The sequence below is a fragment of the Streptomyces sp. NPDC048659 genome (assembly GCF_040650575.1).
Classification (GTDB): domain Bacteria; phylum Actinomycetota; class Actinomycetes; order Streptomycetales; family Streptomycetaceae; genus Streptomyces.
The window spans coordinates 1-14444 of sequence record NZ_JBEZHM010000025.1 but is presented as its reverse complement, the minus strand read 5'-3'; the positions used below and the strand labels follow the sequence as shown (position 1 = coordinate 14444).

Genomic DNA, 14444 nt, shown 5'->3' with positions numbered 1-14444 from the left:
CCCCGCGATGCCGATGCCGACGCCGAAGCCGTCGTCGATTCCGCTGACGCACCGGCGGCGGATCACGCCCTGGCTGCTCGCCGCGCCCGCGCTGGTCTGGCTGGCCGTCTTCAACGTGTGGCCCGCCGTCAACACCGTGATCCTCTCCTTCACCAGCGCCCGCCCGCTCGGCGGCGGACGCTTCACGGGACTGGAGAACTACCAACGGGCCCTCGACGACGCACAGTTGACGGACGCCCTCGTCAACAGCGTCATCTACCTGCTGGTCTGCCTGCCCCTGCTCACCGTGCTGCCGCTGCTGCTCGCCCTCCTGGTGGAGCGCAAGCTCCCCGGCATCACCTTCTTCCGCACCGCCTTCTACACCCCGGTCGTCGCCTCGGCCGTCGTCGTCGGCCTGGTCTGGGGCTGGATGCTCGACGAGCGGGGACTGCTCAACGGCCTGCTGCACCAGCTCGGCCTCGCCGACCGCCCCGTCTCCTTCCTCACCGACCGCTGGCTGCTGCTGTTCAGCGCCATCGCCCTCACGGTGTGGAAGGGCCTCGGCTACTACATGGTCATCTACCTCTCCGCCCTCGGGAACGTCGGCCGCGAACTGCACGAGGCCGCCGCCGCCGACGGCGCGGGCGCCGTCCGCAGGTTCTGGCACGTCACCCTGCCCGGCGTACGCCCGGCGATGCTGCTGATCTCCGTCCTCGTCTCGGTCTCCGCGCTGCGCGTCTTCTCCGAGCTGTACGTGCTCTCCAACGGCACCGGCGGACCCGGCGGGCGCGACATGTCGGTCGTCATGCTCATCCAGATGTACAGCCGCGGCTTCACCGGGCACATCGGCTACGCCTCCGCCCTCAGCGTGCTGCTCTTCGTCCTCACCGTCGGCCCGATGCTGTTCCTGGCCCGGCTGCACCGGAAGGCGGACTGACCGATGTCCCTGAGCCGTACGCCGTCCGCCGCCGACCGGGCGGTCCGCTACCTGCTGCTCCTGCTCGTCCTCGCGCTCACCGTCGGCCCCTTCCTCTGGCAGCTCTCCACCTCGCTCAAGGGCCCCGGGGAGGACGTCTTCGCGCGCACCCCCGGCTTCCTGCCCGAGCACCCCACCCTCGCCAACTACGCCAAGGTCGCCGACACCGTCCCCGTCTGGACCTACGCGGCGAACTCGCTGACCGTGGCCGCCATCGCCGTCGTCGGCAACGTCGTCGGCGCCACCCTCGCCGGCTACGCCCTGGCCCGGCTCCGCTTCCGCGGCGCCCGGCTCGCGCTCGGCCTCTTCGTCGCCACCCTCGTGCTGCCCGGCGAGGTCACCATCGTCTCCCAGTACGTGACCGTCCGCAGCCTCGGTCTCACCGACACCCTCCTCGGGGTCGCCCTGCCCGGCGCCATCGCCATGCTCAACGTGTTGCTCATGTACACCGCCTTCCGGGCGGTGCCCGCCGAACTCGACGCGGCGGCCCTCGTCGACGGCGCCAACGTCCGGCAGCGGCTGTGGCACATCGGGCTGCCCAGCGTGCGCGGGATGCTGAGCGTCGTCGTGATCTTCACCTTCATCGGCGCCTGGGACGACTTCCTGTGGCCGCTGATCGTCCTCAACGACCCCGCCCGCTACACCCTCACCGTCGGACTCCAGTACCTCGACGGCACCTTCAGCGCCAATCCGCGGCAGATCGCCGCCGGAACCATGATCGCCTTCCTGCCGGTCGTCGCCGTCTTCGCGGCGCTCCAGCGCTTCTTCTTCAAGGGGGTCGAGGAGGGCGCGATCAAGGGATGACCGCCCGGGCCCGCTCGCCCCGATCCGCCCATTCCCGACCCGTCAGCAGCCCTCCCTCTCTCTCCCTCCCTACCTCCCTCCCTCGCGAAGGAACCGCAGCCCGCATGACCTCTCGTCAGCAGCCCACCGGTCCGCGCTTCGGCGTCAACTACACCCCCAGTCAGGGCTGGTTCCACCACTGGCTCGACTTCGACCTCGACGCCGTACGCGCCGACCTGGACTCCGTCGCCGCCCTCGGCCTCGACCACGTCCGGGTCTTCCCGCTGTGGCCGCTCTTCCAGCCCAACCGCACCCTGATCCGCCCCCGCGCCGTCGAGCAGCTCGGCCTCCTCGTCGACGCGGCCGGGGAGCGCGGCCTCGACGTCGCCGTCGACGGGCTCCAGGGACACCTCTCCAGCTTCGACTTCCTGCCCGCCTGGACCCGGACCTGGCACCGCCGCAACCTCTTCACCGACCCCGAGGTCACCGACGGGCAGGCCGTCTACCTGCGCACCCTCGCCGCCTCCCTCGCCGAACGGCCGAACTTCCTCGGCATGACGCTCGGCAACGAGATCAACCAGTTCTCCGGCGACCCCCACCCCGACCCCGACCGGGTCACCCCCGGGCAGGCCGGGGAGTGGCTGGCCCGGATGCTCGCCGCCTGCGAGGCGGGCGCCCCCGGCCGGCTCCACCTGCACGCCGCCTACGACGCCGCCTGGTACCAGGACGACCACCCCTTCACCCCGGCCCAGGCCGCCAGGCTCGGCGCCGTCACCGCCGTCCACTCCTGGGTCTTCAACGGCACCGCCCAGCGCTACGGCCCCGAGTCCACCGCCGTCGCCCAGCACGCCGCCTACCTGGTCGAACTCTCCAAGGCGTGGGCCACCGACCCCCGGCGCCCCGTCTGGCTCCAGGAGGTCGGCGCCCCCGCCCCGCACATCGCGCCCGACCGCGCGGCCGGATTCACCCGGACGACCGTCGCCGCCGCGCTCGACTGCCCCGACCTGTGGGGTATCACGTGGTGGTGCTCCCACGACGTCGACCGCGCGCTCGCCGACTTCCCGGAACTGGAATACGGCCTCGGTCTGTTGACCAACGACCGCCGGGTCAAGCCCGCCGGCCGGGCGCTCGCCGACGCCGTCGCGGAGGCGCGCGCCACCGCCACCGCCCCGGCGCCCCGCACCACCGCCCTCGTCGTCGACCTTCCCGCCGACGCGCCGAAGCGCTCCGGGTGCGCGCCCGGCGGCGCGTACTTCGAGGCGTTCATGCGGCTGGCGGCGGACGGCGCCCGCCCGGCCGTGGTCCTCGCCGAGCGTGCCGCCGACCCGGCGTACCTCGCCGCCCGAGGCATCACGGAGCTCGTCACCCCGGACGGGTCCGGCCCGCAGGGCCCCGGCCCCGCGGCGGCGGGTCGCTGAACCCGTACCGGCCGCGCTTCTCCGCCCCCTCCGCTGCCCTCCGCCCCCTCCGCCCCCTTCGCGATCCGGAGAGTCCCGCTCATGCATGACGACCGCACCCTCGTCGAGAACCGCCTCAAGCGGGTCCTCGACGAACGCGTCCGCCCCGCCGTGTACCCCGTCTCCGTGCCCCTGACCGCCGGGATCTGGACCGCCCCCGGCGAACCCGTGCCCGTCGCCGAGGGCCTCGCCGCGCCCCGTACCCCCGTCGCCGCCGGTGACGCCTGGGGCGCGCCCTGGGGCACCAGTTGGCTCACCGTCTCCGGCACGGTCCCCGCCGAGTGGGCCGGGCGGACCGTCGAGGCGCTGATCGACCTCGGCTTCGACGCCAACATGCCCGGTTTCCAGTGCGAGGGCCTGGTCTACCGCCCCGACGGCAGCCCGGTGAAGGGCCTCAACCCGCGCAACCAGTGGGTGCGGATCGCCGACTCCGCGCGCGGCGGAGAGGAGGTGCTGCTGCACGTCGAGGCCGCGTCCAACCCGGTCATCCTCGACTACCACCCTTTCCTGCCCACCGAGCTCGGCGACCGGGACACCGCGGGCGACACCACGCAGTACCGGCTGGCGCGCCTGGACCTCGCCGTCTTCGACGAGACCGTCTGGCAGCTCGTAGCCGACCTGGAGGTGCTCGGCGAGCTGATGGCCGAGCTGCCTGTCGAGGGCGCCCGCCGCTGGGAGGTGCTGCGCGCCGTCGAACGCGCCCTGGACGCCCTGGACCTCCAGGACGTGGGCGGTACGGCCGCCGCCGCCCGCGCCGAGCTGGCGGGTGTTCTCGCCTCGCCCGCCGAGCCCTCCGCGCACCGGATCAGCGCCGTCGGGCACGCGCACATCGACTCGGCGTGGCTGTGGCCGCTGCGCGAGACCGTCCGCAAGGTCGCCCGTACCACCGCCAACATGACCGCGCTCCTGGAGGACGAGCCCGACTTCGTCTACACGATGTCCCAGGCCCAGCAGTACGCCTGGATCAAGGAGCACCGGCCCGAGGTCTACGCCCGGGTGAAGAAGGCCGTGGCGGAGGGGCGGTTCGTCCCGGCCGGCGGCATGTGGGTGGAGTCCGACACCAACATGCCGTCCTCGGAGGCGATGGCCCGGCAGTTCGTCCACGGCAAGCGCTTCTTCCTGGACGAGTTCGGCGTCGAGAACGAGGAGGCGTGGCTGCCGGACACCTTCGGCTTCGCCGGCGGGCTCCCGCAGATCATCAAGGAGGCCGGCTCGAAGTGGCTGCTGACCCAGAAGATCTCCTGGAGCCAGGTCAACTCCTTCCCGCACCACACCTTCTGGTGGGAGGGCGTCGACGGCACCCGGATCTACACCCACTTCCCGCCCATCGACACGTACAACTGCTCGATGCAGGGCAAGGAGATCGCCCACGCCGTCCGCAACTTCAAGGACAAGGGGCGCGCCCGGCACTCCATCGCCCCCACCGGCTGGGGCGACGGGGGCGGCGGCACCACCCGCGAGATGATCGCCAAGGCGGCCCGGCTGCGTGACCTGGAGGGCTCCGCCCGGGTGCGCTGGGAGCCGCCCGCCGCGTTCTTCGCCCGGGCCCAGGCCGAGTACCCCGACCCGCCGGTGTGGGTGGGCGAGCTCTACCTGGAGCTGCACCGGGCGACCCTCACCAGCCAGGCCCGCACCAAGCAGGGCAACCGGGCCGCCGAGAACCTGCTGCGCGAGGCCGAGCTGTGGTGCGCCACCGCCGCCGTGCGGACCGGACTCCCGTACCCGTACGCCGAGTTGGACCGGATCTGGAAGACGGTGCTGCTGCACCAGTTCCACGACATCCTGCCCGGCTCCTCCATCGCCTGGGTGCACCGCGAGGCCGAGGCCACCTACGGGCGGATCGCCGGCGAGCTCACGGCCCTGATCGAGACGGCCCAGCGGGCGCTGGCCGGATCCGGTGACGCGGAGGTCGTCTTCAACAGCGCCCCGCACCCGCGCGGCGGCGTCCCGGCGGGCGGCGCCCGGCGCGCCGACGCGCTGTCCGCGCCGCCCGCCCCCTGCACCGTCACCGCCCGGCCCGGGGGCGGCTTCGTCCTCGCCGACGGGCTGCTGCGCGCCGAGGTGGACGCCCGGGGGCTGCTGGTCTCCGTCGTGGACCTCGCCACCGGTCGCGAGACGGTCGCGCCCGGCGCCGCCGCCAACCTGCTCCAGATCCACCCCGACTTCCCCAACATGTGGGACGCCTGGGACGTCGACCGCTTCTACCGCAACACCGTCACCGACCTCGACGGCACCGACGGGGTCGGCGGCGCCGACGAGCTGGCCGTGACCGCCGACTCGCCCGCCGAGGTCTCCGTCCGGGCTACCCGCTCCTTCGGCTCCTCCCGGGCCGTCCAGACCGTCCGGCTCACCGCCGGGACCGGGCGGCTCGACCTCGACACCGAGGTGGACTGGCACGAGACGGAGAAGTTCCTCAAGGTCGCCTTCCCCCTCGACGTGCACACCGACCGCTACGCCGCCGAGACCCAGTTCGGGCACCTCTACCGGCCGACCCACGCCAACACCAGCTGGGAAGCGGCCAAGTTCGAGGCGTGCAACCACAAGTTCGTCCACTTCGAGGAGCCCGGCTGGGGCGTCGCCCTCGTCACCGCCTCGACCTACGGCCACGACGTCACCCGCACGGTACGCGCCGCCGACGGGGGCACCACGACCACCGTCCGGGCCTCCCTGCTGCGCGCCCCGCGCTTCCCCGACCCGCGCACCGACCAGGGCGCGCACCGCTTTCGGCACGCGCTGGTGCCGGGCGCCGGGATCGGCGACGCCGTGCGCGAGGGGTACCTCGTCAACCAGCCCGAGAGGCGGGTGCCCGGCGGCCAGGGGACCGCGCCGCTGGTCACCGTGGCCGACCCGGCCGTGGTGCTCAGCGCCGTGAAGCTGGCCGACGACGGGAGCGGCGACGTCGTCGTCCGGCTCTACGAGTCCGGCGGCGGGCGCGTGCGCACCCGGCTGTCCGCGGGCTTCGCCCTCGCCGGGGCGAGGCTCTGCGACCTGCTGGAGCGGCCCCGGGAGGAGGCGGTGACCGTCGAGGGCGACGACGTCGTGCTCGCGCTGCGCCCGTTCCAGCTGCTCACCCTGCGCCTCGCCCGCGCCTGAACCGCCCCCGTACGTAAGGGTTACCCCTGGTCACCGGCCAGGGGCAACCCCTACTCTTGCGCCCTGATCCATCGGGGGCGCGAGGAGTGGCGAGACATGGCCGTACTGCCGGAAGGGCTCGGGGACGCGATACGCGGCACCGCGCGGGACATCGCGGACGTGCTGCGCGCCGCCCCCGACACCGGGCTGCCGGTGCCGCGGCTGACCTGGACCGTGGGGGAGACCGCGGCCCACCTGGGCCAGGCCAACCGGCTGATGGCCGAGCTCGCCGCCGGGCACGCCCGCCCGTACGCCGACGGCACCGCCGAGGGCATCGCCGCCGCCAACGAGGAGGCCCTGGCGGCCTTCCCCGAGCGGGGCGCGGGCCCGCTCGCCGACCTGATCGCCGACCAGGCTGAGGCGTTCCTGGACGCCGTGGCGGAACGCGACCAGGACGAGGTCGTCCGGACCCCGCTGGGCCCGCTCGACCCGGCGGGCCTCGGCGCCTACCTGCTCACCCACATGCTCGGGCACGGCTACGACCTGGCCCGCGCGCTGGGCCGCCCGCACATGGTGGACCGGGCCCGGGTGGAGCTGACCCTGCCGTTCATGGTCGCCGTGATGCCCCGGGTGGCCGACCCGGCGGCCGTCGCCGGGCTCCGCGCCCGCTACCGGGTGCGGCTGTGGGGCGGCGCCCAGTTCGGCGTGACCGTCGCGGACGGGACGGTCACCACCGCGCACGGCCCGGTGGACCGGCCGGACTGCACGGTGCTGACCGAGCCCGTCGCCTTCCTCCTGATGGCCCTCGGCCGCGTCGACCCGGTCCCCGTGATGGCCACCGGCCGCGCCCTCGCCTGGGGCCGCAGACCCTGGCTGGGGCCGCGCTTCCCGGGGCTGTTCACGGCGCCGTAGCCTCGCTGTTCCCCGCGTCCTGGTGTCGGCGGTCCGGCGCCCCGCCTCAGCCGCCGACGCGCGCCTGGTGGACCCGCAGGTGCAGGGTCGCCAGGTCGAGCAGCGGCGTCGGCACCGCCAGCGCGCGGGCCCGGGCCGTCAGGTCGCCGAAGACGTGCTCGACCTCGGTGGGCCGCCCGGCGGTCAGGTCCCGGTAGAGCGAGGGCACCATCGGCGAGCCCGTCGCCGTCACCACGTCCAGGGTCGCCCGCCGTTCCTCCTCCGGTACGGGGTGCCCGGCGGCGGCCGACACGGCGGAGATCTCGTCGAGCAGCGCCGTGCCCAGCTCCGTACCGCCCGGGACGGCGTTGACGTCGCCGACGGTGCCCCGCATCAGGCTGGTGACGGCGCCGAAGGTGCTGATGAACACCCACTTGTGCCACATCGCGGCCAGCACGTCCGCCGGTACGGACACGGTGACACCGGCCGAGGCCAGGACCTCCCGGGCGCGCGCCACGCGCGGGCTGACGGTCCCGTCCTGCTCGCCGAGCGTGAGGTGGGCCAGCGGGGCCAGCCGTCGGATGTCGCCGGTCGTGTCGTCCAGGGTGGTGACCACCTTGGCGACCCCGCCGAGCACCCGCCCGGCGCCGAAGCGGGCGTTGAGCGCGTCCAGGTGGGCCAGCCCGTTGAGCAGCGGCACGATCGCGGTGTCCGGGCCGACGGCCGGGGCCAGGTCGTCCAGCGCCGGGCCGAGCGCGGTCGACTTCACCGAGAGCAGCACCAGGTCGTACGGGGCGGGCGCGGCGGCCAGTTCGGCGGCCGTGACCAGGACCGGGTCCAGCCGCCACTCCTCCTCGCGGCCGACGACCCGCAGCCCTCGCTCGCGCAGCACGGCGGCCCGGCCCGGCCGCACCAGGAAGGTGACGTCCTGTCCGGAGCGGGCCAGCATGGCCCCGAAGTACCCGCCGGTGGCGCCGGCGCCGACGACCAGGATCCTCATCGCTGTTCGGCCTTTCTTGTGGTGGAGACGGTGGAGGGGAGCAGGGGGGTGAGCAGCCGGTGCGGCCGGGCGAGCGCCCGGCTCACCGGATCGGCGTCCGGGCCGGGGGCGGCGAGCCCGGGGCCGGGCGTGACCAGCAGGTCGGCGACCGGGACGGCCTCCCCGCAGCCGGAGCAGCGCCCGTCCTCGCCGACCGGCGCCTCGTCCCCGACGTGCCGGAAGACGCGGCGGGGGCCGCCGCCCGGGCCCGGATAGAACAGGTCGCCCCAGGAGGTCAGGGCCCGGACGGCGGGCCACAGCGCCACGCCCTTGCCGGTGAGCGCGTAGAACTCCCGGCGGCCGGTGTCCGGGCGCCGGTCCAGGACGCCCGCGGCGGTGAGCGTGGCCAGCCGGTCGGTGAGCACCGCGCGCGGCACCGAGAGGTGCCCGGCGAACTCGCCGAAGCGGCGCACCCCGTAGAAGGCGTCCCGCACGATCAGCAGCGTCCAGCGCTCGCCGACGATCTCCATCGAGCGGGCGAGGGCGCAGGTCTGGCCGCTGTAGTCGCGCGGAAGCGTCATGGACGGACCATACATCGAACAGTTCGGTGACCGAACTCTTTTCCGGGTGTCCGGTCGGCCCGGGTCCGTTCCCGCGCCCTCCGGCTAGGCTCGGCGCACGATGAACAGCCCCCACCAGCCCGCGGAACCCAAGGCCGACAAGGCGGGCGTGCGCCGGCACAACCTGAGCCTCGTGCTGCGCACCGTGCACGAGGCCGGGGAGACGACCCGCGCGGCCGTCGCCGCCCGGGTGGGCCTCACCCGCGCCGCCGTCTCCTCGCTGACCGAACAGCTCCTGGAACGCGGGCTGCTCGTCGAGTCCGGCAAGACCTTCAGCGGCCAGGCGGGCCGCCCCGGCACCGTCCTCACCCCCGCCCCCACCGGCCCCGCCGGGCTCGGCGTCGAGATCAACGTCGACTACGTGAGCGTCTGCGTCGCCGACCTCGCCGGCGCCGACCGGGTCCGCCGCTCCGAACCGCTCGAAGCCCGCGACCGCGCCCCCGCCGAGGTGCTGGGCCGGGCCGCCGCGCTCGCCGCCGCCGTCCTGGCCGAGGCGGCGGCCCGGGACCTACGCCCGATCGGCGTCCGCCTCGCGCTGCCCGGCCTGGTCTCCGGCGGCACCGTCCGCCAGGCCCCCAACCTCGGCTGGAACCGCGTCGACGCGGACGCCCTGTTCGGCGCGGCCCTCGCCGCCGCCCGCCCGCCCGGCGCCCCCGCCCTGCCGGTCGCCTCCGACAACGAGGCCAACATCGCCGCGCTGGCCGAGCTGTGGTTCGGCGCGCTCGACGGCATCCGCAGCTTCCTGCACGTCACCGGCGAGATCGGGGTCGGCGGCGCGATCGTCCTGGACGGCCGGCTGCTGCGCGGCGCGCACGGCTACGCGGGCGAGCTCGGCCACCTGACCGTCGCCCCCGACGGGCCCCGCTGCCGCTGCGGCGCGCACGGCTGCCTGGAGCGGTACGCGGGCCAGAGCGCCCTGCTGCGCGCCGCCGGGGCCCGCTCCCTCGACACCCTCGCCGAGCGGGCCGCCGCCGCCGAACCCCGTACCCTCGCCGCCCTCGACGAGGCCGGGCGGATGCTCGGCGTCGCCCTCGCCGGGGCCGTCAACCTGCTGGACCCGCAGGCCGTGGTGCTCGGCGGGATCTACCCGCGCCTGATGCCCTGGCTCGGGCCCGCCGCCGGGGCCGAGCTCGCCGACCGGGTCGTCTCCGGCCTCTGGCCGCCCGACGCCGGCCGGCTGCGCCCGTCCTCCGGCACCGCCACCACGGCCAGGGGCGCGGCGGCGCTCGTGGTCCGCGACGTCCTGGCGGACCCGCTCGCGTACGGAGGGTGAGCGGGTCCGCTGCGCGGCGGGTGAGTGCTAGACGCGCACGCCGTGCGCCCGCAGATACGTCAGCGGGTTGACGTCCGAGCCGAAGTACGGCGTGGTGCGCACCTCGAAGTGCAGGTGCGGGCCGGTGACCCGGCCGGTCGCCCCGGACAGCGCGATCCGCTGCCCGCCCGACACGCTCCGGCCCGCCGACACGTCGATGCGCGAGAGGTGCGCGTACTGGCTGTAGCGCCCGTCCGCGTGCCGGATCACCACCTCGTAGCCGTAACTGCGGTTGTAGCCGGCGTGCACCACGCGGCCGGGCCCGATCGCCCGGACCGTGGTGCCCGTCGGCACCGCGAAGTCCTGGCCCGTGTGATAGCCCTTCGACCAGGAGCCGCGCTGCCCGTAGTAGCCGGTGAAGTGGTACGAGGAGACCGGCGCCGTCCAGCCGCGCGCGCTGCCCTGGGGCGCGGAGCCCGGGGAACTCCCGGCCGAGCCGCCGCCCTTGGCGCCGGTGCGCCGCTCGTACTTCTCCTGGTGGCTCGTCCAGTACCAGTGGCCGCCGTTCTTGAACCAGTACACCCGGTACGCCGGGTCCCAGCCCTGCCGCCCGGGGAACACCGGCTCGCCGGCCGGGCGCCGGGGCTGCTGGGCCTTATGGGACTTCTGGGGCTGTTGGGCCTTCTGGGCCGTGCCGCCCGTCCGCTGGGCGTACGTGGAGTGGTGGCTGGTCCAGCGCCACTGGCCGGCCTCGTTCTTGAACCAGTAGCGCGAGCCGTCCCAGCCCGCGTGCGAGGGGGCGGGCTGGGCCGCCGCCGTGCCCGCGCCGGTGCCCGCGAGGGCCACCGCGCCGACGGTCGCGACGACCGCGCAGCGCACCCCGCGCAGGGCCCCGGCGCCGCCGCCGCGCTCCGCGCGGGCGGCCGTCCGGGCCGCCGCGCAGCCCGCGCACGCGCAGGCGGAGTCCGCTATCTCGTCGGTGAAATCGGGGGGCCGCAGCTCCATGGTGTGCTCGCTCTCTTCGGTGGGGTCGCCGAGATCGGTGGGGGGATACGGGGATGGAAGGGGAGGGGGGAGTGCCGTCACTCCCGGCCCGCGTCGGCCGCGCCGCCGCCGCGCCGGGTGTAGAAGGCCACGGTCAGGTCCTTGACGAGCGCCTGGCGTTCGAAGTCGTCGAGCTCGACGAGGCCCCGGGAGGTCAGCCGGGACACCGTGTCGTCCACGGCGTCGATCACGCTGGTCAGCACGGAGTCGCGGTGCTTGGCGTCGAGCGCGGCGATCTGCCGCCGCTGCATCGCCGCCGCCACCTCGGGGGCGTACTCGATCCGGGTCGGCTGGGCCGAGAAGACGGCGATGCCGACCGGGCGGCACTCGGCCGCGAGCAGCCGGGTCAGCGTCCCGCCGACCGCCTCCGCGTCCCGCAGCGTGGGCCCGTCGCCCCGGAAGGCGTCCGCGGGGAGCTGCGACAGCACCCGCGCGGACGCCGCCTCCACCTGTTCGCGCAGGTAGTCGAGGTGGTCGTCCACCGCGAGCAGCGCCCGCGCGGTGTCCTTCACCGACCACACCACCAGGATCACCACCCGTAGCGCCGAACCCTCCGCGTCCACCACGGAGATCGGCTCGCTGCGCCAGTGCCGCAGCCGCACGTCGATCCGGCGGCGCAGCACGAACGGGCTGATCCAGACCAGGCCGGTGCGCCGCACGCTGCCCCGGTAGCGGCCGAACAGCGAGAGCACCCAGGCGGAGCCGGTCCGGCCGCGGGTCAGCCCGCCGAAGGCGAGCACCGCGAGGGCGACGCAGCCGCCGAACGCGGCCCACTCCCACGGCGGCAGCTGGATCGAACCCAGCGGCCGGGCCCGCCACAGCAGGGTCCCGGCGCAGCCGAGCGCGCCCAGGCCGACGAGGACCGCGAGCCAGCCGGGGGCCGCCGGGCCGCGGCGCTCCACGAGTTCGGGGTCGTCCGGCGGCGGGCGGAGGGGGAGGCCCGAGGGGGCGTCCCGGGTGTCCTTAGGCTCCGGACGCGCGGGGCGGGCCTGGGCGCGGGCCGGCTGGGGGAGCGCGGGGAGCGTCGCGGTCGGCGCCGCGGGGTCGGCCCGGAAGAGGTCGTCCATCGGTATGCCGTCCGCGTGCCAGCGCGCGCGTACGGGCAGGGGCCGCTTCTGTCGCTCGGTCATGTGGCCCTTCCGGCCGTCCCCCCGTGGAGGTGACGACGTGTCTGATGATCTTCAGAACCATGGTCACAGGGGTTAATGTCCGAATTGCGGTGACCAAGGTCCCGAATCGGACGGACTTTGGTCCCGGGACCCGCTTCCGGACCCGGTCCGGGGGCCGTTGTCAGTGGTCGCCCCTACCGTTCTCGACATGACGACGAAGACCTATCTGGAGCTGTCGCAGGACGGCGGCGGCGCGCACAAGTTCTACGAAGTGACGGTCGACGGCACGGTGGTGTCGGTCCGTTACGGACGGATCGGCGCGGCCGGCCAGACGCAGACCTCGGCCTTCCCGACCGCCGAGAAGGCGCGGGCCGCCGCGGCGAAGAAGATAGGGGAGAAGGTCCGCAAGGGGTACGCCCCGGCGGTCCGGGGAGAGCGCGCCGCCCGCGCGGTCAGCCGCCGCGCCGTGAGCTCGGCGCCCTCCACCGCGCGCGCCGTCGCCCCGGTCCTGTGGCGCTTCCGCACCGGCTCCGCCGCCTTCGGTATCCACGTGGACGACGAGCGCTGCTGGGTGGGCAACCAGGCGGGCGAGGTCTTCACCCTGGGCCACGGCGGCGAGGTGCACGCCCGCTTCAGCCTCCCCGACGGCGTCAAGTGCCTGGTCGCCGACGACTTCTGGATCTACGCGGGCTGCGACGACGGCCGGGTCTACGACCTGTCCTCCAAGCTGCCCTTCGCCGCCTACGAGATCGCCGCCGACGTCGACATCTTCTGGCTGGACATCCACGAGGGCGTCGTCGACGTCGCCGACCGCTCCGGCCGGCTCACCGTCATCGACCACGAGGACGAGCACCAGTGGTCCCGCGCGGGCCGCGGCGAGCACGCCTGGATGGTGCGCGCCGACTCCGCAGGCGTCTACTACGGCGACAGCGCCGGTGTCACGGCCTACGCCCCCGACGGCGGCGGCGAGCTGTGGCACACCCCCGCCGACGGCGGGGTGCTCTTCGGCTGGCAGGAGCAGGACGCGGTCTACGCGGGCACCGCCCGCCGCAAGGTGCACCGGCTCGCCAAGAAGGACGGCCGCACCGAGGCGGTGTACGGCTGCGACAGCCCGGTCTACTCGTGCGCGACCTCGCCCGGCGGCCGCTTCGTCTTCGCCGGGGACAACGCGTCCTCCGTCTACTGCTTCGCCGAGGACGGAACCCGGCTGTGGAAGCTGGGCACCGGCGGCGGCTCGGCCCTCTCCATGCAGTACCGCGACGAGCGCCTCTACCTGGTGACCACGGACGGCTCGCTGCTGTGCGTGGACGCGAGCGAGGCGGCCATCGCCGCCGCCCAGGAGGGCACCGTCCCGGTCGCCCAGGACATCAAGCTGGCCGCCGCCCTGCCCACGTACGCCCCGGCGACCACCGTCGCCGCCGTCGACGCGGTCCGCTCGGCGCCCGCCGGATCGGTCGTCGTCGAGTGCGTCCAGGAGGGCGGCAGGACCCGGGTCCACGTCGTTACCGAAGGCTTCGAGCCCGGGTGGAACGTGCAGTTCCCCCGCGCGATCCGGGAGCCCGGCGCGCGGTACGTCGTGGACGCCCTGCACCCGGCCTCGGGCGGCTTCTACCGGGTCCGCGGCGACATCCGGCGCCTGCTGTGAGCACCTTCGAGGCCGCCACGGGGGACGGGCCCGCGCCGTCCGGGCGGGATCCGGACCAGCGCTCGCGCGAGGTGCGGACCGCCTTCGACGGGCTGCTCCAGATCCGGCGGCTGGCCAACCGCGGGGGCGGCGACCCGGCGGCGAGCCCCGCCGACTGGGAGCGCAGCCGCCCGGTGCGGGCCGTCGCGATCGCCCTGGAGGCCGCCGGGCAGCCGCCCTCGGAGGTCGACGGCACCGGCGCCCGCACCGCCACCGGCTACCGGGTCACGCCCGGCGAGCGGCCCGGCACCGCCGTGGTCGAGTGGCTGGGCCCGCCCGGCTCCGGCGCCGCCCGCGCGGAGGAGACCGCGCTCACCGCCTGCGCCGCCGTCCTCGACCGCCTCGGCTGGGACGCCCTGCTCTACCGGGGCCCGCGCCGCCGCCACTTCCTGGAGGTGGAGCCGGGCCACCGTGACGGGCCCTAGGCCCTGTCGTCACACTCCCGTCTGCCTCGCGGCGCCATGCACGCACTCTCGGCGCACCGGGCGCAAGCCCGAGTACGTCCAGTACGAGGGCGTGCGCCCGGCACGCCGAGAGCACGCGCCTGACGCCGCGAGTGCACGCCTTCTACGAAGCCGAGATCTTATCCACCGGCGCC

At 74.9% G+C, this 14444-nt stretch carries 12 protein-coding genes; 8 read left to right on the top strand and 4 right to left on the bottom strand.

Translation table 11 applies throughout. From position 1 onward, the window contains the following. Positions 1-7 precede the first annotated feature (7 nt). The 5 genes from AB0C99_RS20215 (at position 8) to AB0C99_RS20195 (ending at position 7179) form a co-directional block, all read left to right on the top strand. The gene (locus tag AB0C99_RS20215) at positions 8-916 is read left to right on the top strand and encodes a sugar ABC transporter permease (RefSeq protein WP_362476694.1); all 909 of its coding nucleotides are present in this window, start codon (positions 8-10) and stop codon (positions 914-916) included. A 3-nt stretch (positions 917-919) separates the two neighbouring features. Then, a complete protein-coding gene (locus tag AB0C99_RS20210; RefSeq protein ID WP_362476692.1) occupies positions 920-1759 on the top strand; it encodes a carbohydrate ABC transporter permease in 840 nt (279 codons plus the stop codon). Positions 1760-1863: 104 nt separating this feature from the next. Then, positions 1864-3156: a glycosyl hydrolase gene (locus AB0C99_RS20205; protein WP_362476690.1), complete on the top strand. Its 1293-nt coding sequence runs from the start codon at positions 1864-1866 to the stop codon at positions 3154-3156. An 81-nt stretch (positions 3157-3237) separates the two neighbouring features. Then, positions 3238-6288, top strand: coding sequence for a glycoside hydrolase family 38 C-terminal domain-containing protein (locus AB0C99_RS20200; protein ID WP_362476688.1), 3051 nt, complete (start codon positions 3238-3240; stop codon positions 6286-6288). Positions 6289-6384: 96 nt separating this feature from the next. Further along, positions 6385-7179: a maleylpyruvate isomerase family mycothiol-dependent enzyme gene (locus AB0C99_RS20195; protein ID WP_362476686.1), complete on the top strand. Its 795-nt coding sequence runs from the start codon at positions 6385-6387 to the stop codon at positions 7177-7179. Positions 7180-7225: 46 nt separating this feature from the next. Here the strand turns inward: AB0C99_RS20195 and AB0C99_RS20190 are convergent, their stop codons facing one another. Next, positions 7226-8158 (bottom strand): ketopantoate reductase family protein, encoded by a 933-nt coding sequence (locus AB0C99_RS20190; RefSeq protein WP_362476684.1) that lies wholly within the window; start codon positions 8156-8158, stop codon positions 7226-7228. Further along, positions 8155-8718: a helix-turn-helix domain-containing protein gene (locus AB0C99_RS20185; RefSeq protein WP_362476682.1), complete on the bottom strand. Its 564-nt coding sequence runs from the start codon at positions 8716-8718 to the stop codon at positions 8155-8157. The genes AB0C99_RS20190 and AB0C99_RS20185 overlap by 4 nt, the downstream gene beginning before the upstream one ends. Before the next feature lie 100 nt (positions 8719-8818). Between AB0C99_RS20185 and AB0C99_RS20180 the strand changes: the two genes are divergently transcribed. Next, entirely contained in the window at positions 8819-10030 is a 1212-nt protein-coding gene (locus AB0C99_RS20180; RefSeq protein ID WP_362476680.1) for an ROK family protein, read from the top strand. A 27-nt stretch (positions 10031-10057) separates the two neighbouring features. On the opposite strand, the gene AB0C99_RS20175 is transcribed toward AB0C99_RS20180, so the two are convergent. Together AB0C99_RS20175 and AB0C99_RS20170 are read right to left on the bottom strand one after the other, a co-directional pair. Further along, complete coding sequence (locus tag AB0C99_RS20175) at positions 10058-11014, bottom strand: M23 family metallopeptidase (protein WP_362476679.1); 957 nt, start codon at positions 11012-11014, stop codon at positions 10058-10060. Between the two features lie 77 nt (positions 11015-11091). After that, positions 11092-12183: an SPFH domain-containing protein gene (locus AB0C99_RS20170; RefSeq protein WP_362476677.1), complete on the bottom strand. Its 1092-nt coding sequence runs from the start codon at positions 12181-12183 to the stop codon at positions 11092-11094. A gap of 187 nt (positions 12184-12370) precedes the next feature. On the opposite strand from AB0C99_RS20170, the gene AB0C99_RS20165 reads away from it, so the two are divergent. Together AB0C99_RS20165 and AB0C99_RS20160 are read left to right on the top strand one after the other, a co-directional pair. Further along, complete coding sequence (locus tag AB0C99_RS20165) at positions 12371-13807, top strand: WGR domain-containing protein (RefSeq protein ID WP_362476675.1); 1437 nt, start codon at positions 12371-12373, stop codon at positions 13805-13807. After that, positions 13804-14271 carry a hypothetical protein gene (locus tag AB0C99_RS20160; RefSeq protein ID WP_362476673.1) on the top strand — a complete coding sequence of 156 codons (468 nt, stop codon included), beginning with the start codon at positions 13804-13806 and terminating at the stop codon, positions 14269-14271. Before AB0C99_RS20165 ends, AB0C99_RS20160 begins: the two co-directional genes overlap by 4 nt. The last annotated feature ends 173 nt before the right edge of the window (positions 14272-14444 follow it).